At 67.2% G+C, this 19,900-nt stretch carries 17 protein-coding genes and 1 pseudogene; 11 read left to right on the top strand and 7 right to left on the bottom strand.

Annotated elements, in window-relative coordinates:
• Positions 1 to 106: 106 nt before the first annotated feature.
• The 3 genes from thrC to Bsp3421_RS20335 are packed head-to-tail and all read right to left on the bottom strand — an operon-like array spanning position 107 to position 4,179.
• A complete protein-coding gene (thrC, locus tag Bsp3421_RS20345) occupies positions 107 to 1,558 on the bottom strand; it encodes a threonine synthase (RefSeq protein WP_274002741.1) in 1,452 nt (483 codons plus the stop codon).
• A 10-nt stretch (positions 1,559 to 1,568) separates the two neighbouring features.
• A complete protein-coding gene (locus tag Bsp3421_RS20340; RefSeq protein ID WP_274002740.1) occupies positions 1,569 to 2,897 on the bottom strand; it encodes a homoserine dehydrogenase in 1,329 nt (442 codons plus the stop codon).
• Positions 2,898 to 2,940: 43 nt separating this feature from the next.
• Entirely contained in the window at positions 2,941 to 4,179 is a 1,239-nt protein-coding gene (locus tag Bsp3421_RS20335) for a pyridoxal phosphate-dependent aminotransferase (RefSeq protein WP_274002738.1), read from the bottom strand.
• 319 nt (positions 4,180 to 4,498) lie between these two features.
• On the opposite strand from Bsp3421_RS20335, the gene Bsp3421_RS20330 reads away from it, so the two are divergent.
• The 9 genes from Bsp3421_RS20330 to Bsp3421_RS20290 all read left to right on the top strand — a co-directional run bounded on the left by Bsp3421_RS20330 (position 4,499) and on the right by Bsp3421_RS20290 (position 12,807).
• Positions 4,499 to 4,873: an Mth938-like domain-containing protein gene (locus Bsp3421_RS20330; protein WP_252986264.1), complete on the top strand. Its 375-nt coding sequence runs from the start codon at positions 4,499 to 4,501 to the stop codon at positions 4,871 to 4,873.
• A 99-nt stretch (positions 4,874 to 4,972) separates the two neighbouring features.
• Entirely contained in the window at positions 4,973 to 6,658 is a 1,686-nt protein-coding gene (locus Bsp3421_RS20325) for a glycosyltransferase family 39 protein (RefSeq protein WP_274002735.1), read from the top strand.
• 16 nt (positions 6,659 to 6,674) lie between these two features.
• On the top strand, positions 6,675 to 7,046 hold the full coding sequence (locus tag Bsp3421_RS20320; protein WP_274002733.1) for an SMR family transporter: 372 nt from the start codon (positions 6,675 to 6,677) through the stop codon (positions 7,044 to 7,046).
• Between the two features lie 136 nt (positions 7,047 to 7,182).
• Positions 7,183 to 8,334 (top strand): DegT/DnrJ/EryC1/StrS family aminotransferase, encoded by a 1,152-nt coding sequence (locus tag Bsp3421_RS20315; protein ID WP_274002731.1) that lies wholly within the window; start codon positions 7,183 to 7,185, stop codon positions 8,332 to 8,334.
• A gap of 8 nt (positions 8,335 to 8,342) precedes the next feature.
• Positions 8,343 to 9,362 (top strand): glycosyltransferase, encoded by a 1,020-nt coding sequence (locus Bsp3421_RS20310; protein ID WP_274002730.1) that lies wholly within the window; start codon positions 8,343 to 8,345, stop codon positions 9,360 to 9,362.
• Positions 9,359 to 10,306, top strand: coding sequence for a formyltransferase (locus tag Bsp3421_RS20305; RefSeq protein ID WP_274002728.1), 948 nt, complete (start codon positions 9,359 to 9,361; stop codon positions 10,304 to 10,306). The genes Bsp3421_RS20310 and Bsp3421_RS20305 overlap by 4 nt, the downstream gene beginning before the upstream one ends.
• Positions 10,303 to 11,358 carry a bifunctional UDP-4-keto-pentose/UDP-xylose synthase gene (locus Bsp3421_RS20300; RefSeq protein WP_274002727.1) on the top strand — a complete coding sequence of 352 codons (1,056 nt, stop codon included), beginning with the start codon at positions 10,303 to 10,305 and terminating at the stop codon, positions 11,356 to 11,358. Before Bsp3421_RS20305 ends, Bsp3421_RS20300 begins: the two co-directional genes overlap by 4 nt.
• 12 nt (positions 11,359 to 11,370) lie before the next feature.
• Positions 11,371 to 12,267: a polysaccharide deacetylase family protein gene (locus Bsp3421_RS20295; protein WP_274002725.1), complete on the top strand. Its 897-nt coding sequence runs from the start codon at positions 11,371 to 11,373 to the stop codon at positions 12,265 to 12,267.
• Positions 12,268 to 12,345: 78 nt separating this feature from the next.
• Positions 12,346 to 12,807: a peroxiredoxin gene (locus tag Bsp3421_RS20290; RefSeq protein WP_274002724.1), complete on the top strand. Its 462-nt coding sequence runs from the start codon at positions 12,346 to 12,348 to the stop codon at positions 12,805 to 12,807.
• Positions 12,808 to 12,999: 192 nt separating this feature from the next.
• Here the strand turns inward: Bsp3421_RS20290 and Bsp3421_RS20285 are convergent.
• A pseudogene (locus tag Bsp3421_RS20285) lies at positions 13,000 to 13,250 on the bottom strand (hypothetical protein).
• Between Bsp3421_RS20285 and Bsp3421_RS20280 the strand changes: the two are divergent.
• Together Bsp3421_RS20280 and Bsp3421_RS20275 are read left to right on the top strand one after the other, a co-directional pair.
• Entirely contained in the window at positions 13,134 to 14,924 is a 1,791-nt protein-coding gene (locus tag Bsp3421_RS20280; RefSeq protein ID WP_274002722.1) for a PhoH family protein, read from the top strand. The pseudogene Bsp3421_RS20285 and the gene Bsp3421_RS20280 sit on opposite strands and share 117 nt — an antisense overlap.
• Positions 14,925 to 15,168: 244 nt before the next feature.
• The gene (locus Bsp3421_RS20275; protein ID WP_274002721.1) at positions 15,169 to 16,236 is read left to right on the top strand and encodes a C40 family peptidase; all 1,068 of its coding nucleotides are present in this window, start codon (positions 15,169 to 15,171) and stop codon (positions 16,234 to 16,236) included.
• 458 nt (positions 16,237 to 16,694) lie between these two features.
• Here the strand turns inward: Bsp3421_RS20275 and Bsp3421_RS20270 are convergent, their stop codons facing one another.
• From Bsp3421_RS20270 to Bsp3421_RS20260, 3 genes are all read right to left on the bottom strand, one after another.
• Positions 16,695 to 17,705: an inorganic phosphate transporter gene (locus Bsp3421_RS20270; protein ID WP_274002720.1), complete on the bottom strand. Its 1,011-nt coding sequence runs from the start codon at positions 17,703 to 17,705 to the stop codon at positions 16,695 to 16,697.
• A gap of 10 nt (positions 17,706 to 17,715) precedes the next feature.
• Positions 17,716 to 18,342 (bottom strand): DUF47 domain-containing protein, encoded by a 627-nt coding sequence (locus Bsp3421_RS20265; protein ID WP_274002718.1) that lies wholly within the window; start codon positions 18,340 to 18,342, stop codon positions 17,716 to 17,718.
• Between the two features lie 138 nt (positions 18,343 to 18,480).
• Positions 18,481 to 19,863, bottom strand: coding sequence for a replicative DNA helicase (locus Bsp3421_RS20260; protein WP_274002717.1), 1,383 nt, complete (start codon positions 19,861 to 19,863; stop codon positions 18,481 to 18,483).
• Positions 19,864 to 19,900: the final 37 nt, after the last annotated feature.

Below are 19,900 nucleotides of genomic sequence, written 5' to 3'. Positions count from 1 at the left end.
GATGCGCCATTGTAACGACGCCCCCGGGGTCGCGCGCGATCGGCGCGACCCCGGGGGCGTCGGCCCCGGGCCGCGCGGGCCCGGGCGGACAGGCGCGTCAGGCGCGTCAGGCGCCCGTATGGGCGGCGATGAAGGCCTTGACGGACTCCACCTGCGCGGGCACCACCTCGAAACGCTGCGGCAGCGCCTCGAGGCCGGCGAACGCGGCCGGACGCTCGGGCTCGCGCTGCAGCGCCTCGCGGATCGTTTCGCCGAATTTCACCGGCTGCGCGGTCTCGAGCACGATCATCGGCACGCCGGGCTGCAGGTGCGCGCGCGCGACCTTCAGGCCGTCGGCCGTATGCGTGTCGATCATCGCGCCGTAGCGCTCGAACACGTCGCGGATCGTCGCGAGGCGATCGGCATGGCTGCTGCTGCCCGACACGAAGCCGAACTCGCCGACCCGCGCGAAATCGCCGCTCGCGGCGAGGTCGAAGCCACCCTTTTCCTCGACGTCGCGGAACAGTTGCAGCACCCGCGCCGGATCGCGGCCGAGCAGGTCGAACACGAAGCGCTCGAAGTTCGAGGCCTTCGAAATGTCCATGCTCGGGCTGCTCGTGTGGTACGTGTGCGCCGCGCTGCGCACCCGGTAGGCGCCCGTGCGGAAGAATTCGTCGAGCACGTCGTTCTCATTGGTCGCGACCACGAGCTTCTCGATCGGCAGGCCCATCATGCGGGCGATATGGCCCGCGCAGACATTGCCGAAATTGCCCGACGGCACCGTGAACGACACCCGCTCGCCGTTGTGCGAGGTCGCCGCGAAGTAGCCCTTGAAATAGTAGACGACCTGCGCCACCACCCGCGCCCAGTTGATCGAGTTGACCGTGCCGATCTTGTGGCGCGCCTTGAACGCGTGATCGTTCGACACCGCCTTCACGATGTCCTGGCAGTCGTCGAATACGCCCTCGACCGCGAGGTTGAAGATGTTCGGATCCTGCAGGCTGTACATCTGCGCGGTCTGGAACGCGCTCATCTTGCGATGCGGCGACAGCATGAACACGCGCACCCCGGCCTTGCCCCGCATCGCGTACTCGGCCGCGCTGCCGGTGTCGCCCGAGGTCGCGCCGAGGATGTTGAGCGTCTCGCCCTGCTTCGCGAGCGCGTACTCGAACAGGTTGCCGAGCAGCTGCATCGCCATGTCCTTGAACGCGAGCGTCGGACCGTTCGACAGCTCGAGCAGCGCAACCGGCGCGCCGCCCTCGACGCCGAGCGACTTGAGCGGCGTGATGTCGGCCGCGTTCTCGCCGTGGCGCGTATGGCGGTACACGTCGGCCGTGTAGGTGCGGCGCGTGATCGCGCGCAGGTCGTCGGCCGGGATGTCGTCGCTGAACTTCGAGAGGATCTCGAACGCGAGATCCGCGTACGACAGCGCGCGCCAGCGCGCCAGCTCGTCGGCCGAGACGCGCGGGTAGTCGGCGGGCAGGTACAGGCCGCCGTCCTTCGCGAGGCCGCCGAGCAGGATGTCGGAGAACGTGTGGCGCTCGCCGATGCCGGCGCCGCGGGTGGAGAGGTAATTCATGTCGTCCGCCTCAGTTGAGTGCTTCCATGCGCAGCTTCGTGACCTTCGACACGACCGTCGACAGCGCCTCGATGCCCGCGATCGCCGCATTGACGTTGCGCTCGACCGTCTCGTGCGTGATCAGGATGATGTCGGTCTCGCCCTTGGCGGCGTCGACCTGCTCCGATTCCTTCTGCAGCAGCGCATCGATCGAGATCCCCGACGCGGCGAGCAGGCGCGTGATGTCGGCGAGCACGCCCGTCTGGTCCGCGACGCGCAGGCGCAGGTAGTAGCCGCTCGTCACGTCCTCGATCGGCAGGATCGGCGTGTTCGACAGGCTTTCCGGCTGGAACGCGAGATGCGGCACGCGATGCTCCGGATCGGCCGTGTGCAGGCGCGTGACGTCGACCAGATCGGCCACCACGGCCGAGGCGGTGGGCTCGGCGCCCGCGCCCTTGCCATAGTAAAGCGTCGTGCCGACCGCGTCGCCGTGCACGACGACCGCGTTCATCGCGCCCTCGACGTTCGCGAGCAGGCGCTTCTCCGGAATCAGCGTCGGATGCACGCGCAGCTCGATGCCGCGCTCGGTGCGGCGCGTGATGCCGAGCAGCTTGATCCGGTAGCCGAGTTCCTCCGCGTAGCGGATGTCCGTCGCCGCGAGCTGGCTGATGCCCTCGACGTACGCGCGGTCGAACTGCACCGGCACGCCGAACGCGATCGCGCTCATGATGGTCGCCTTGTGCGCGGCGTCGACGCCCTCGATGTCGAAGGTCGGATCCGCCTCCGCATAGCCGAGCGCCTGCGCGGCCTTCAGCGCGGTCGCGAAATCGAGGCCGCGGTCGCGCATCTCGGACAGGATGTAGTTGGTCGTGCCGTTGATGATGCCCGCGATGTACTGGATGCGGTTCGCGGTAAGCCCTTCGCGCAGCGCCTTGATGATGGGGATGCCGCCCGCGACGGCCGCCTCGAACGCAACCATCACGCCGCGCGCGCTCGCCGCCGCGAAAATCTCGTTGCCGTGCACCGCGAGCAGCGCCTTGTTCGCGGTCACGACGTGCTTGCCGTTCGCGATCGCGCGCAGCACCAGCTCGCGCGCGAGCCCCGTGCCGCCTATCATCTCGGCGACGATCGCGATCGACGGATCGTCGACCACCGCGTTGAAGTCGTCGGTCAGCTGCGCCGCGCCGACGCTGCCGCCCGCGGCGGCGAGCGCCTTGGCCGGATTGCGGACAGCGATGCGCGTGACCTCGATGCCCCGTCCCGCGCGACGCTTGATTTCTTCCTGGTTGCGGCCCAGTACCGTGAAGGTGCCGCTGCCCACCGTGCCGAAGCCCAACAGGCCAACTTTGATCGGTTCCATGCTGCGTGTGATCTGTGATGAAAAAGGGAAAAACGCGTGCCGCTCAGGCCGCGTGACGTTTGCGATAGCCGTCGAGGAAGCGCGCGATCCGGTTGATCGAATCCGCCAGGTCCTCGAGGTTCGGCAGGAACACCACCCGGAAATGATCCGGGGTCGGCCAGTTGAAGCCCGTGCCCTGCACGAGGAGCACGCGCTCCTTGAGCAGCAGGTCGAGAATGAATTGCTGGTCGTTCTCGATCGGATACAGCTTCGGGTCGAGACGCGGGAACATGTAGAGCGCGGCCTCCGGCTTCACGCACGACACGCCCGGAATCGCCGTGAGCATCTCGTAGGCCAGCTCGCGCTGCTTGTACAGGCGCCCGGACGGCACGATCAGCTCGTTGATGCTCTGGTAGCCGCCGAGCGCGGTCTGGACCGCGAACTGGCCGGGCACGTTCGCGCACAGCCGCATCGACGACAGGATCCCGAGCCCTTCCAGGTAGTCCTTCGCGCGCGCGCGGTTCGAGCCCGCGAGGCCCGACACGAACATCCAGCCGGCCCGGTAGCCGCACGAACGATAGCTCTTCGACAGGCTGTTGAAGGTGACGATCACCACGTCCTCGGCGAGCGACGCGAGCGCCGTGTGCGACTTGCCGTCGTAGACGATCTTGTCGTACACCTCGTCCGCGAAGATCACGAGGCCGTGCTGGCGCGCGATCGCGAGCAGCTCGCGCAGCAGTTCGTCGGAATACAGCGCGCCCGTCGGATTGTTCGGATTGATCACGACGAGCGCCTTCGTGTTCGGCGTGATCTTGCGGCGGATGTCGTCGAGGTCCGGCATCCAGCGGTTCGACTCGTCGCACACGTAATGCACGGGCGTGCCGCCCGACAGGCTCACCGCCGCGGTCCACAGCGGATAGTCGGGCGCCGGCAGCAGCACTTCGTCGCCGTCGTTCAGCAGGCCCTGGGTCGCCATCACGATCAGCTCGGACGCGCCGTTGCCGATGTAGATGTCGTCCAGCTCCACGCCCTTCACGCCCTTCTGCTGCGTGTAGTGCATGACCGCCTTGCGCGCGGCGAACACGCCCTTCGAGTCGGAATAGCCGGACGCGCCCGGCAGGTTGCGGATCATGTCCTGGATGATTTCGTCGGGCGCCTCGAAACCGAACGGGGCCAGATTGCCGATGTTCAGCTTGATGATGCGGTGCCCCTCGTCTTCGAGGCGCTTCGCGTGCTCGAGCACCGGGCCACGAATGTCGTAGCACACGTTGAGCAGCTTGTTCGATTTCTGAATCGGTTTCACGGCGGACATGTTCCTGGATAACGCCTGCGGGCCTGGAGGGGACGGGGATCGAGACTGGAAAGCGGCCGGTCGTGCACGCTGCCTAGGACAGATCTGAAGCGGTGTTCGCGCGCGACTTGTGGCGGCGCACGAGACAATCGCCGCCCGGGGGCGGCTAAAAAGCTATAATTTAGCGGATTTTGGCTGACTTTCGCAATGCACCATTCCGGGTCAGGCTCTCGCGCCGGCCCGACCGGCCGGGGGCCGGCGCGTTGCGGAAGCCGCCCGGGCCCGTTACCGGGCCTCTTGTCAGTCCCTTTCGGAATCGCGGAACACCAATTTGAAACTGCACCAGGATACGAGCGCCGCGCTCAATACCGTCACCGGCTATGGCCCCGATTACGTCGAGATCAACCTCGCACGCCACGACGGCAGCGTGATCGTGCTGCCCAGCGGGCCCGTGATCGCGTGGCCGGTCGCGTCCTTCGACGCGCTGTCGGCCGAACATTTCGAACTGCTGGTGGCCCCCGCGCCCGAAGTGGTCATCTTCGGTAGCGGCGCGACGCTGCGCTTCCCGCACCCGCGCCTCACCGCCCAGCTGACCGCACGGCGGATCGGCGTCGAAACCATGGACTTCCAGGCCGCCTGCCGGACCTACAACATCCTGATGGCGGAAGGCCGCAAGGTGGCGGCCGCGTTGCTGATTGAACGCTGACCCGGCCCTTCCGGTCACACGCTCCGGCCCGCTCGCGGGCCCGCGGGTCGCGCGCTGCGCCGCCCGCGACTTCCCTACTCCGATCTACAGGCTATTTTCATGAACGATACGCCGTCGAGGCTACCGCTCAACCGCGCCGCGCTGCTGCTCCTGCTCGCCGCGCTCGCCGTCATCTGGTTCGCGCCGCTCGGCCTGCGCCACCTGATTCCCAGCGACGAAGGCCGCTACGCCGAAATGGCGCGCGAAATGTTCGCGACGGGCGACTGGATCACGCCGCGCTACAACGGCTACAAGTACTTCGAGAAGCCGCCGCTGCAGACCTGGCTGAACGCGCTGACCTTCGCCTGGTTCGGCCTCGGTGAATGGCAGGCCCGCCTGTACACGGCGCTCGCGAGCTTCGCGGGCGTGCTGGTGGTCGGCTACACCGGCGCGCGAGTGTTCAATCCGCTCGCCGGCTTCTGCGCCGCGATGGTGCTCGCGACCGCGCCGTACTGGAACCTGATGGGCCACTTCAACGCACTCGACATGGGCCTGTCGTTCTGGATGGCGCTCTCGCTGTGCGCGCTGCTGCTCGCGCAGCGGCCCGCCCTGCCGGCGCGCGCCGCGCGCGGCTGGATGTGGCTCTGCTGGGCGGCGATGGCCTTCGCCGTGCTGTCGAAGGGGCTCGTCGGGCTGATCCTGCCCGGCGCGGTGCTGGTGCTGTACACGCTCGTCACCCGCGACTGGGCGCTGTGGAAACGCCTGTACCTCGTGAGCGGCCTCGTGATCTTCTTCGCGATCGTGACGCCGTGGTTCGTGCTGGTCCAGCAGCGCAACCCCGAGTTCTTCAATTTCTTCTTCATCGTCCAGCAGTTCCGCCGCTACCTGACGCCCGAACAGAACCGGCCCGGCCCGTTCTACTACTTCATCCCCGTGCTGCTCGTCGGCTTCCTGCCGTGGCTGTCGATCAGCTTCCAGAGCCTGCGCCATGCGCTGCGGATGCCGCGCCAGCCGAACGGCTTCGCGCCGATGACCCTGCTGCTGATCTGGAGCGCCTTCATCTTCCTGTTCTTCAGCGCGTCGCACTCGAAGCTGATCTCGTACGTGCTGCCGATCGCGCCCGCGCTCGCGCTCGTGATCGGCGCGTACCTGCCGCTCGTGACCCGCGAACAGTTCCGCCGCCACCTGCTCGGCTACCTGCTGTTCCTCGTCGCCGCAGCCGTCGGCACGCTCTCGCTCGGCCACCTCGGCGACCCGCGGACGCCGAACTTCCAGTACGTCGCGTTCCAGAAATGGGTGTATGCGGCGCTCGTCGCCGCGTTCGTGCTGACGCTCGTCGCGGTCCGCCTGAACCGCCTCGGCCGCGCCGGCGTCGCCGCCGCGGCCACCGCGTTCGGCGCGGGCTGGCTGCTGCTCGGCACGATCGGCGGCACCGGCCACGACCAGTTCGGCCGCTACAGCTCGGGCGCCCTCATCGCGCCCGCGATCCGCGCGGAACTGGCGAAACTGCCGCCCGACACGCCGTTCTATTCGGTCGAGGCGCTCGACCACACGCTGCCGTTCTACGTGCGTCACACGACCATCATGGTCGCGCGCGAGGACGAGCTGTCGTTCGGCATCTCGGTCGAGCCGAGCAAGTGGATCCCCACCGTCGACCAGTGGATCGAACGCTGGAAGGCCGACCGCTACGCGCTCGCGCTGATGTCGCCCGAACGCTACCGGCAGCTCGCCGGACAAGGCCTGCCGATGCAGGTGATCGCCCAGGACAACCGGCGCGTCGTCGTCGCGAAGCCGCAACAACCGTAAGCGAGGCCCGATCGCCATGAACCCGGTTTCCCTCATCTGCATCGTCACCGGCGTGATGCTCAACGCGTGCGCGCAACTGCTGCTGAAGGCAGGCGTGAACGCGGTTGGACACTTCGAATTCACCCGTGCGAACATTATCCCCGTCGGCTTCAAGATCGCGACCCAGCTGCCGATCATCGGCGGCCTCGCCTGCTACGTGCTGAGCGTCGTGGTCTGGATCGTCGGCTTGTCCCGCGTGGACGTATCGATCGCCTACCCGATGCTGTCGCTCGGTTATGTCGTCAACGCCTTCGCCGCCTGGTATCTGTTCGGCGAGGTGCTGTCGGTGCAGCGCCTGGTCGGCATCGGCATCATCCTGATCGGCGTGCTGGTGCTCGCGCGCAGCTGACGCCGCGGGCCGCGCCGGCCGCCCGCCAACCGACAAAAAGAGACGTAGCATTTGCGTCAACCGGTGTTAAATGCGCGTTTCGGGCGCCCGTCCGATCCGTCCCTTTAACGCCATCACGATCACGAGCCAGGACTCCATGAGCCAGACCACCGTTCCGTTTTTGCCGTTCGTCAAACCCGAGATCGACGAAGAGACCATCCAGGGCGTCGCCGAAGTGCTGCGTTCGGGCTGGATCACCACCGGCCCGCAGTGCGCCGCCTTCGAGGCCGCGCTGTCCGACTACGTCGGCGGCCGTCCGGTGCGGGTCTTCAACTCGGGCACCGCGACGCTCGAGATCGGCCTGCGGATCGCGAGCGTCGGCCCGGGCGACGAGGTGATCACGACCCCGGCGTCGTGGGTCGCCACCGCCAACGTGATCCTCGAGACCGGCGCGACGCCCGTCTTCGTCGACATCGACCCGGTCACGCGCAATCTCGACCTCGACCTGCTCGAACGGGCGATCACGCCGCGCACCAAGGCCGTGATCCCGGTCTATCTCGCGGGTCTGCCGGTCGACATGGACCGCCTGTACGCGATCGCGCGCGCGCACCAGCTGCGCGTGATCGAGGATGCCGCGCAGGCGCTCGGCGCGACCTGGAAGGGCCGCCGCATCGGCGCGTTGGGCGACATCGTGTCGTTCAGCTTCCATCCGAACAAGAACCTGACCTCGATCGAAGGCGGCGCGCTCGTGCTGAACGACGCGGACGAGGCCCGCCTCGCGGAGAAGTACCGGCTGCAGGGCATCACCCGCACCGGTCCCGACGGCATGGACTGCGACGTGCTCGGCGGCAAGTACAATCTCACCGACGTCGCCGCCCGGGTCGGGCTCGGCCAGCTGCCGCACCTCGAACGCTTCAACGCGCAGCGCCGCGTGCTCGCGCGCGCGTATTTCGACGCGTTCGCCGGCGGCAGCGCGCTCGGGCTCGGCGTCGGCCTGCCGGTCGAGGATTTCGAGCACGGCAACTGGCACATGTTCCAGATCACGCTGCCGCTCGAACGCCTGTCGATCACGCGCGGCGAATTCATGGCGCAGCTGAAGCAACGCGGGATCGGCTCGGGCATGCACTACCCGGCGATCCACCTGTTTACGCTGTACCGCGCGCTCGGTTTCAAGGAAGGCATGTTCCCGCACGCCGAGCGCTTCGGCGCGAGCACCGTCACGCTGCCGCTGTTCACTCAGATGAACGGCGACGATGTGCGGCGCGTGGTCGAGGCCGTCAACCAGATTTGCGATCAATACGGAAAATAAGCGGAAATATGAGTCAGCTTGAAGCACGCGCCGGACAACCGGGCGCGGCGAACCCCGAAGTCTCGGTCGTCATCCCCGTGTACAACGAGGAAGACGGCCTCGCCGCGCTCTTCGCGCGCCTGTACCCGGCGCTCGACGCGCTCGGCACCGCCTACGAAGTGATCCTCGTCAACGACGGCAGCCGCGACCGCTCGGCCGCCATGTTGGCGGACCAGTTCCGGGTGCGTCCCGACACCACGCGCGTCGTGTTGCTGAACGGCAATTACGGCCAGCACATGGCGATCCTCGCCGGCTTCGAGCAGTCGCGCGGCGATATCGTCGTGACGCTCGACGCCGACCTGCAGAATCCGCCCGAGGAAATCCGCAAGCTGGTCGAACAGATCCGCGCCGGCCACGACTACGTCGGCTCGATCCGCATGCAGCGCCAGGACAGCCTGTTCCGCCGCAAGGCGTCGGCCGCGATGAACCGGCTGCGCGAACGCATCACGCGGATCAAGATGACCGACCAGGGCTGCATGCTGCGCGCGTACAGCCGCCACGTGATCGACACGATCAACCGCTGCGGCGAGGTGAACACCTTCATCCCGGCGCTCGCGTACACGTTCGCGCAGAACCCGACGGAAATCGAGGTCGCGCACGAGGAACGCTTCGCGGGCGAATCGAAGTACTCGATGTACAGCCTGATCCGCCTCAACTTCGACCTCGTGACCGGCTTCTCGGTCGTGCCGCTGCAATGGCTGTCGTTCATCGGCGTGATCCTGTCGCTCGGCTCCGCCGCGCTGTTCGTGCTGCTGCTCGTGCGCCGCTTCATCGTCGGGGCGGAAGTCCAGGGCGTCTTCACGCTGTTCGCGATCACGTTCTTCCTGCTCGGCGTGATCATCTTCGCGCTCGGCCTGCTCGGCGAATACATCGGCCGCATCTACCAGCAGGTGCGCGCGCGGCCGCGCTACCTGATCCAGACCGTGCTGGAAACGCGCGACGGCCAGCCCGGCGTCACGCTGCCCGGCCGCCGGGATCTCGCGCAATGAAACCGCGCGCCGTCGTCTTCGCGTACCACAACGTCGGGGTCCGCTGCCTGCAGGTGCTGCTCGCGCGCGGCGTCGAGGTCTCGCTCGTCGTCACCCACGAGGACAGCCCGACCGAGAACATCTGGTTCGGCAGCGTCGCGTCGCTCGCGGCCGAGCACGGGATCCCCGTGATCACGCCCGCCGATCCGCGCGACCCCGCGCTGCGCGACGCGGTCGCGGCCGCGCGGCCGGACTTCATCTTCTCGTTCTACTACCGGCACATGCTGCCGCTCGCGCTGCTCGCGCTCGCGCCGCGCGGCGCCTACAACATGCACGGCTCGCTGCTGCCGAAGTATCGCGGCCGCGTGCCGACCAACTGGGCGGTGCTGAACGGCGAGACCGAAACCGGCGCGACCCTGCACGAGATGGCCGAGAAGCCGGACGCGGGCGCGCTGCTCGGCCAGACGGCCGTGCCGATCCTGCCCGACGACACCGCCGCGCAGGTCTTCGACAAGGTCACCGTCGCGGCCGAACAGACGCTCTGGCGCGTGCTGCCCGCGCTGCTCGCCGGCGAGGCGCCACACCTGCCGAACGACCTGTCGCAGGGCAGCTACTACGGCGGGCGCAAGCCCGAGGACGGGCGGATCGACTGGTCGCAGCCGGCCGCGCGCGTCTACAACCTGATCCGGGCGGTCGCGCCCCCTTATCCGGGCGCGTTTACCGACCTGCACGGCAGCCGTTTCGTGATCGCCCGGGCCCGGCTCGCGGCGCCCGGCTCGCCCGCCGCGCGGGCCGCGGCCGATTTGCCGGCGGGCCTGCACGTAAGCGATAATGCGCTATTCGGCGTTTGCGGCGACAGCCGCGCCGTCTCCATTCTGGAACTGCGGCACGCGCGCGACGACGGCGAGGCCGTCGTATCCCCCGCGGCGTTCGCGCAGTTCATTCACTCTTCCCGTCATTCATGAAAGCGAAAAAAGTCCTGATCCTGGGTGTGAACGGCTTCATCGGCCACCACCTGTCGAAGCGCATCCTCGAGACCACCGATTGGGAAGTCTTCGGCATGGACATGCAGACCGACCGGCTCGGCGACCTCGTCAAGCACGAACGCATGCATTTCTTCGAGGGTGACATCACGATCAACAAGGAGTGGGTCGAGTATCACGTGAAGAAGTGCGACGTGATCCTGCCGCTGGTCGCGATCGCGACGCCCGCGACCTACGTGCAGCAGCCGCTGCGCGTGTTCGAGCTCGACTTCGAGGCGAACCTGCCGATCGTGCGTTCGGCCGTCAAGTACGGCAAGCACCTGGTGTTCCCGTCGACCTCCGAGGTCTACGGCATGTGCGCGGACGAGCAGTTCGACCCGGATGCCTCCGCCCTCACCTACGGCCCGATCAACAAGCCGCGCTGGATCTACGCGTGCTCGAAGCAGTTGATGGACCGCGTGATCTGGGGCTACGGCATGGAAGGCCTGAACTTCACGCTGTTCCGCCCGTTCAACTGGATCGGCCCGGGCCTCGACTCGATCTACACGCCGAAGGAAGGCAGCTCGCGCGTGGTGACGCAGTTCCTCGGCCACATCGTGCGCGGCGAGAACATCAGCCTCGTCGACGGCGGCTCGCAAAAGCGCGCGTTCACCGATATCGACGACGGCATCAGCGCGCTGATGAAGATCATCGACAACGCGAACGGCGTCGCGTCGGGCAAGATCTACAACATCGGCAACCCGGGCAACAACTACTCGGTGCGCGAACTCGCGCACAAGATGCTCGAACTGGCCGCCGAATATCCCGAGTACGCCGACTCCGCGAAGCACGTGAAGCTCGTCGAGACCACCTCGGGCGCCTACTACGGCAACGGCTACCAGGACGTGCAGAACCGCGTGCCGAAGATCGAGAACACGATGCAGGAACTCGGCTGGGCGCCGCAGTCGTCGTTCGACGACGCGCTGCGCAAGATCTTCGAAGCGTACCGCGGCCACGTCGGCGAAGCACGCGCGCTCGTCGAGCAGCAAGGCTGAGGACCGCCCCGCTTGGCCCGCATCGTTCTCAAGATCGACGTCGACACGCTGCGCGGCACCCGCGAAGGCGTGCCGAACCTCGCCCGCATCTTCGACCGCTACGCCGCCCGCGCGACCTTCCTGTTCAGCCTCGGCCCGGATCACACCGGCTGGGCGATGCGGCGGGTGCTGCGGCCGGGCTTCCTGAAGAAAGTCTCACGCACCTCGGTGGTCGAGCACTACGGCATCAAGCAGCTGATGTACGGCGTGCTGCTGCCGGGTCCTGACATCGGCCGGCGCGCGCGCGCGGACATGCGCGCGATCCACGAGGCCGGCTTCGAGTGCGGCATCCACACCTGGGACCACGTGTACTGGCAGGACAACGTCCGGCACCGTCCGCCCGAGTGGACCGCGCGCGAGATGCAGAAAAGCCACGCGCGCTTCGTCGACATCTTCGGCGCGCCGCCCGTCACCCACGGCGCGGCCGGCTGGCAGATGAACGACGCGGCGTTCGAGCAGATCGACGCGTGGGGCATGCGCTACGCCTCCGACGGGCGCGGCCACTCGCCGTACCTGCCGGTGGTCGGCGGCCGCACGCTCGGTCACGTGCAGATGCCGACCACGCTGCCGACGCTCGACGAAGTGCTCGGCATCGACGGCATCGACACCGGCAACGTCGCCGCCCACCTGTTGAAGCACACCGAGCGCAATCCGCACGACCAGGTCTTCACGCTGCACGCGGAGCTGGAAGGGCAGAAGCTCGCGCCGGTGTTCGAGCAGCTGCTCGCCGGCTGGCGCGCGCAAGGCCACACGTTCGCCACGATGGGCGACTACCATGCGACGCTGGACCGCGCCACGCTGCCATCGTACCCTGTCGTATGGGGCGAGATCCCCGGCCGCTCCGGCGAGCTGATCGTCCAGCCCGACTAGGTCGGGCCGCGGGCCGGCCGCCTCGGCCGGCCCTCGCCTGGCGCGTCCGCGCCGTTTCCATAACAACAGGAGAATCACGTGTCCGTCGAAGTCGACCGTCAAGTTCCCGATTTCACCGCGCCGGCCACGGGCGGCGATTTTTCGCTGTCCGGACTGAACGGCAGGAAGCTCGTGCTGTATTTCTATCCGAAGGACAACACGCCCGGCTGCACGACCGAAGGCCTGCAGTTCCGCGATCTCTATCCGAAGTTCAAGAAGGCCGGCGCCGAAGTGGTCGGCGTGTCGCGCGACAGCCTGCGCTCGCACGAGAACTTCAAGGCCAAGCTCGAACTGCCGTTCCCGCTGATTTCCGATCCCGACGAGACGCTGTGCGCGCTCTTCGATGTCATGAAATTGAAGAAAATGTATGGCAAGGAAGTGCGCGGCATCGAGCGCTCGACCTTCCTGATCGACGCCGACGGAGTCCTGCGCCAGGCATGGCGTGGCGTGAAAGTACCAGGTCATGTCGACGACGTGCTGAGTGCTGTACAAGCGCTTTGAGCCGCGCTATATTGGGCTTCAATGAATGCCAGTCCGCACCATTTTTCTCGTAGCTGCGCCGGTGGTCGAAGCAACGCAGGTTCGCATCTGACGCGCAGCACGACGGTTGAAGCCGAGCCGCTCGCCCCGTTCGGGGCAGCGGCTTTTTTCATGGTTTTCGCGCCGGGCGCCCTTGCCTGGCGGTCCATCCCGTCAAGGAGCTGACCGAAATCTAGGCGAACCGGCGTTTCGAAACCCCAGGTGCGCCACTGCGCGCAAACTGCCCCCGCGGGCAGGATGCGATCGGCGGCGCACTCCATGCGACACGATTCCTCCCGAGGGACACCATGCCTTTGCCTACTCCCCCCAGCAAGCTCGGCAGTCTGCTGCCACCCGACGACTACAAGGCGAAAGCGCGGCCCGCGAAAGCCGCCAAATCGGCCGCCGCAGGGGATCCCGCGCAGGCGTCCGAATTCGGCGCGGCAAGCGTCGCCGACCCGATGGCGCCCGCCGCCAACACCGCCGCGCCGCTGCGCTCGGTCGCCGCGCCCGAGGCCGCCGAGCCCGCGCCGCGCGCCCGCAAGTCCCGCCAGACCGCGGCGCTGCTGCAGCCCGTGCCGGCGCCCGCCGCCGCGCCCGCCGTCGCGCGCGAGGACAAGCCCGCCGCCGCCAAACCGGCCGCGCCGGTCGCCGCCGCGCCGCGCGAGGCCGCCAAGCCGCGCGGCCGCAAGAACGCGACGACCGAATTGCAGAAGCTGTTCGTGCTCGACACGAACGTGCTCATGCACGACCCGAGCAGCCTGTTCCGTTTCGAGGAGCACGACGTCTATCTGCCGATGATGACGCTCGAGGAACTCGACAACCACAAGAAAGGCATGTCGGAAGTCGCGCGCAACGCGCGCCAGGTCAGCCGCACGCTCGACGCGCTCGTCGCGAACGCCGGCCCGATCTCGGCCGGCATCCCGCTCTCGCGTCTGGGCAGCCGCGAGGCGCTCGGCCGCCTGTATTTCCAGACCACGCTCACCCGGATCGAGCCGGTCGACGGCCTGCCGGAAGGCAAGGCGGACAACCAGATCCTCGGCGTGGTGCGCGCGCTGCAGCGCGAACGCGCGGACCGCCAGGTCGTGCTGGTGTCGAAAGACATCAACATGCGGATCAAGGCGCACGCACTCGGCCTGCCCGCGGAAGACTACTTCAACGACCAGGTGCTCGAGGACAAGGATCTGCTGTACTCGGGCGTGCGCGAGCTGCCGCAGGACTTCTGGACCAAGCATGCGAAGGGCATGGAGAGCTGGCAGGACACCAAGACCGGCACCACCTACTACCGCGTGACGGGGCCGCTCGTCGCCTCGCTGCTCGTCAATGAGTTCGTCCACCTGGAGCCGCAGAACGGCGAGCCCACGTTCCATGCGATCGTGCGCGAGCTGAACGGCAAGACCGCGCTCCTGCAGACGCTGCGCGACTACAGCCACCACAAGAACAACGTGTGGGGCATCACCGCGCGCAACCGCGAGCAGAATTTCGCGCTCAATCTCCTGATGAATCCGGAGATCGACTTCGTCACGCTGCTCGGCCAGGCCGGCACCGGCAAGACGCTCGTCGCGCTCGCGGCGGGCCTCGCGCAGGTGCTCGACGACAAGCGCTACAACGAGATCATCGTCACGCGCGCGACCGTGCCGGTCGGCGAGGACATCGGCTTCCTGCCCGGCACCGAGGAAGAAAAGATGCAGCCCTGGATGGGCGCGTTCGACGACAACCTCGAAGTGCTGCAGAAGACCGACGACGCAGCGGGCGAATGGGGCCGCGCGGCCACCCAGGAGCTGATCCGCTCGCGCCTCAAGGTCAAGAGCATGAACTTCATGCGCGGCCGCACCTTCGTCGACAAGTACGTGATCATCGACGAGGCGCAGAACCTCACGCCCAAGCAGATGAAGACGCTCGTCACGCGCGCCGGCCCCGGCACGAAGATCATCTGCCTCGGCAACATCGCGCAGATCGATACGCCCTACCTGACGGAAGGCAGCTCCGGCCTGACCTACGTCGTCGACCGCTTCAAGGGTTGGGGCCACAGCGGCCACGTGACGCTCGCGCGCGGCGAGCGCTCGCGCCTCGCCGACTACGCGTCCGACATCCTCTGATCCGCCCGTCGCGTCGCCAGACGCGGCACGACATGGCGCCCGGGCTTGCCCCGGGCGCCATTTTTATTTATAGGGTCGAATCTCGCGCAATCCGGGCGCCGGCAAGCGACGGTTACAACAGTTACGCGCGAAACTTCAAGTCGTTTCTCAAGTTTTCTTGCGAAAGCCCCGCCGGACGGACTACTATCGCCTCTATCTCCGTTGGTCATACGATCGGCGAACGCGCCGCGTTCGCCCTCCCCTGATGCTGCGAATCTGGCTGTCCGTCTTCGTCCTATTCCTGCTTGCGGCCTGCTCAAGCGTGCCGCAAAAGACCGCGCGCACCGGTTCGTCGGGGATGACGATCACGACGCCCCGCGCCTTTCCGCCGCCGCGCGGCTTCCCGAACTTCGTCGACCACAGCGTCGGGCGCGAGGAAATCTCGATCCAGGCGATGAGCCTCGTCGGCGTGCCGTACCGCTGGGGCGGCAACACGCCCGACAGCGGCTTCGATTGCAGCGGGCTCGTGCGCTACGTGGTCGGCCGCGCAGCCAGCGTCACGCTGCCGCGCACCACGGCCGACATGAGCCAGCGCGGCGATACGATCGAGCCGGACGGCATCGCGCCCGGCGACCTGATCTTCTTCAACACGACCGGGCGAGCCCATTCGCACGTCGGCATCTATGTCGGCAAGCTGCGCTTCGTCAACGCGCCCTCGACGGGCGGCACGGTGCGGCTCGACTATCTGACGAATCCCTACTGGGCAAAGCGCTTCGACGGCATCCGCCGGGTCGCGCCGCCGCGGGACAAGGCCGCGCCGTTCGACACGCCGACCTATGAGGCCAGCCGTCCGCCCGAGCCGGCGCCCGCGCCGCGCGTCGCGCCGGTGCAGCCCGCGTATGCGGCCGCGCCGGCCGCGGCGGCCGCCGGACCCGCACCGGCACCGGCGGCGCCTGTGCCTGCACCGGTCCGGCCGGCAGCGATGGCGACCGCGCAGCCGGATCCGTTCGAACCGCCGCCTCCGGGCCTGAGCGCCGCGCAACAGCAGGCGCGCGCGGCCGGCGCAGTCGCACCCGCTCCCGTGCTCACGGTCGCACCGGCCAACGAGATCCCCACGACGGCCGTCGTGCCGTCGGATCCGATCACAGCCGCAGCCGACGCCTTCGAACCGCCGCCGCCCACCGCGCGCGCGGCGGCACGCCAGGCGCAACTCGCGGCCCCGGGCGGCGTCCAGGTTCTGCCGGCCTCCACTGCGCCCGGCAACGCCGCGCCCGCCGCCACCAGCACCAACGACGACCCGATCGCCCGCTTCGCGACGGGCGGCGGCGACTGAGCGTCGCGCACGCCACGCGAAACGGTCGGCGGCGTTCCGTCCAGCGCCCGCCCGGAATCCAGAACCCCGGGGGCCGTCCCGATCCGGAATCAGTCGTCCATACGACAAAGGCGTCGCTGACTCACGACTCGCGGCACCTCGCACGGCTTGCGATGAAGTCTTGCGCCAGAGCACCGGGGGCCCGCGACGGCGATCTGCGCCGAGCCGGACCTCATCCGCTCCCGGTCCCGCGCGACAAAGACGCAGGAGCCTCCCGATTCGCCGCATCTTGCACGGCTTACGATGAAACGCGGTGTCGGAACACCGGGTGCCCCATCCAGCGGCCCATGGCAATAATCCGCGCCGAGGCGGGAATCGTCAGCCCCCCAGCCCACACGATCCGAAATCATCCGCCCAAACAAAAGGCGCCGGGGCCTCTCGGCCCACGGCGCCTTGCGCGCTTGCGGTGAAATCCGGTGTCAGAACACCTGGTGACCGATCCACCATCCCGCGGCGGCGATCAGCGCCGATGCGGGAATCGTCAGCACCCAGGCCCACACGATGTTGCCGGCCACGCCCCAGCGCACCGCCGACAGCTTGCGGGTCGCGCCCACGCCGACGATCGCGCCGGTGATCGTGTGTGTGGTCGACACGGGAATGCCGAGCCAGGAGGCGATGAACAGCGTGATCGCCCCGCCGCTCTCCGCGCAGAAACCACCGACCGGCTTCAGCTTGGTGATCTTCTGGCCCATCGTGCGGACGATCCGCCAGCCGCCGAACAGCGTGCCGAGGCCCATCGACAGGTAGCAGCCCGCGATCACCCAGGCGGGCGGCGCGTCGGCCGTGGCCGATGCGTAGCCCGACGCGATCAGCAGCATCCAGATGATGCCGATCGTCTTCTGCGCGTCGTTGCCGCCGTGGCCGAGGCTGTAGAGCCCGGCGGACAGCAGCTGCAGGCGCCTGAACCTGCGGTCGACCTTGCTCGGCGCCGTGCGGAAGTACAGCCACGACACCCCGAGCATGAACAGCGAGCCGAGGACGAAGCCGAGCAGCGGCGAAATGAAGATGAACGCCACCGTCTTCATCAGGCCGTCGACGTTGAGCGAGCCCCAGCCCGACTTCGCGACCGCCGCGCCGACGAGACCGCCGATCAGCGCATGGGACGAACTGGACGGAATGCCGTAGTACCAGGTGATGATGTTCCAGCCGATCGCCCCGATGAGCGCGCCGAACACCACGTAGTGGTCGACGATGCTCGCATCGATCGTGCCCTTTCCGACGGTCTGGGCGACCTTCAGGTGGAACACGAAATAGGCGATGACGTTGAACGCGGCGGCAAACACGACCGCCTGCTGCGGCTTCAGCACGCCGGTCGACACGACGGTCGCGATCGAATTGGCGGCGTCGTGGAAGCCGTTCATGAAGTCAAACAGGAGCGCGACGAGCACCAGCGTCGCGACCACCCACAGGGCGAGTTGGATCGAATGCATCGTCGTCGGCTCAGGCGTTTTCCAGCACGATGCCTTCGATGATGTTCGCGACGTCCTCGCACTTGTCGGTGATCTGCTCGAGCAATTCGTAGATCGCCTTGAGCTTGATCAGGTTCTTGACGTCCTCTTCCTCGCGGAACAGCTTCGACAGCGCCGAGCGCAGCACGCGGTCCGCCTCGGATTCCCAGCGGTCGATGTCCTCGCAGGCCTTCAGGATCTGTCCGGACTGCTTCATGTCGGACAACAGCGCCACGGCCTGCTGCACGTGCTGCGCGGACTGCGTGACCATGTGCGCGAGCTGGCTCGCCTCCGACGTGACGGCGCGCACGTCATACAGCGACACGGCCGTCGCGACGTCCTCCATCAGGTCGAGGATGTCGTCCATCGTCGTGATCAGCTTGTGGATCTCGTCGCGATCGAGCGGCGTGATGAAGGTCTTGTGCAACAAGTCGATCGCTTCGTGCGTCAGCTTGTCGGCGGCCTTTTCGGCCGATTGAACGTTTTGCTTGTGAATCTCGGCATCCGCGAGATTGTCGATCAGCAGTTCCAGCTCGCGGCCACCGGAGACGATGTAGTTCGCGTGCGCGTTGAAGATTTCGAAGAACTTGCCTTCGGTGGGCATGAATCGACCGAACATGGGATCCCTGGAAAATGGTCAAACAACTGTCATAAAAAACGGCGACATTGTACCGTTTCGCAGTTTGAGGCGAAGCGCTCGATCACGTCATCGGCGACGAGATACAACGTTTCGGAAATTAGGGGTTTACAACCAGCTTTACTCGCCGTAGAAGTTCTGCGCCCCGGCAAAGTTGTCGAACTTCGTAAATTGACCATGGAACGTGAGCCGAACAGGTCCGATCGGGCCGTTACGCTGCTTGCCGATGATGATTTCCGCGGTGCCCTTGTCGGGGCTGTCCGGGTTGTAGACCTCGTCGCGGTAGATGAACAGGATCACGTCCGCATCCTGCTCGATTGCGCCCGATTCCCGCAGGTCCGACATCACCGGCCGCTTGTTCGGCCGCTGCTCGAGGCCGCGGTTCAGCTGCGACAGCGCGATCACCGGCACGTCCAGTTCCTTCGCGAGACTCTTCAGCGAGCGCGAGATTTCCGAGATTTCGGTCGCGCGGTTCTCGCCCTGCGACGAGCCCGACATCAGCTGCAGGTAGTCGACGATGATGAGGCCGAGCTTGCCGCACTGGCGCGAAAGCCGGCGCGCGCGCGAGCGCAGCTCCATCGGGTTCAGGCCGCCCGTCTCGTCGATGAACAGCTGCGCCTCGCTCATCTTCTGCACGGCGTGCGTGAGCTTCGGCCAATCCTCGTCGCTCAGGCGCCCGGTGCGCATGCGATGCTGGTCGAGCCGGCCGACCGAGCCCAGCATCCGCATCACGAGCTGCGTGCCCGGCATTTCCATCGAGAACACGGCCACCGGCAGCCCGTACTCGACCGCGACGTACTCGCCGATGTTCATCGAGAGCGCGGTCTTGCCCATCGACGGCCGCCCGGCCACGATGATCAGCTCGCCGCCGTGCATGCCCGAGGTCATCCGGTCGAGATCGACGAAGCCCGTCGGCGTGCCCGTCACGTCGCTCGGATTCGCGGTGTGGTACAGCGTATCGATGCGCTCGACCACCTGGGTCAGGAGCGGCCCGACCTCGAGGAAGCCCTGGGTGCCGCGCGCACCGTCCTCGGCGATCGAGAACACCTTCGACTCCGCCTCGTCCAGCAGCTGGCGCACTTCCTTGCCTTGCGGATTGAAGGCGTCGGCGGAAATCTCGTCGGCGACCGACACCAGCCGGCGCAGCACGGCGCGGTCGCGCACGATCTCGGCGTAGCGGCGGATGTTGGCCGCGCTCGGCGTGTTCTGCGCGAGGGCGTTCAGGTAGGCCAATCCGCCCACCTCCTCGGCCTTGCCCGAGGTGCCGAGCGATTCGTAGACCGTGACCACGTCGGCCGGACGGGTCGACGCGATCAGGCGGCCGATGTGCTCGTAGATGATCCGGTGGTCGTACCGGTAGAAGTCGCCCTGCGTCAGGAAATCGGCAATCCGATCCCAGGCTGCGTTGTCGAGCAACAGGCCGCCCAGCACCGATTGCTCGGCTTCGAGCGAGTGCGGCGGGACTTTCAACGATTCGATTTGAGGATCTTGCGGCGCATTCATGGCTTGGGATTATCGCGAAATGAGCGTGGCTTCGCCA

Origin of the sequence: Burkholderia sp. FERM BP-3421 (assembly GCF_028657905.1) — a bacterium.
Lineage (GTDB): Bacteria > Pseudomonadota > Gammaproteobacteria > Burkholderiales > Burkholderiaceae > Burkholderia.
Note: the sequence above shows the minus strand (reverse complement) of the source record. Positions and strands in the feature narration are given on the sequence as shown.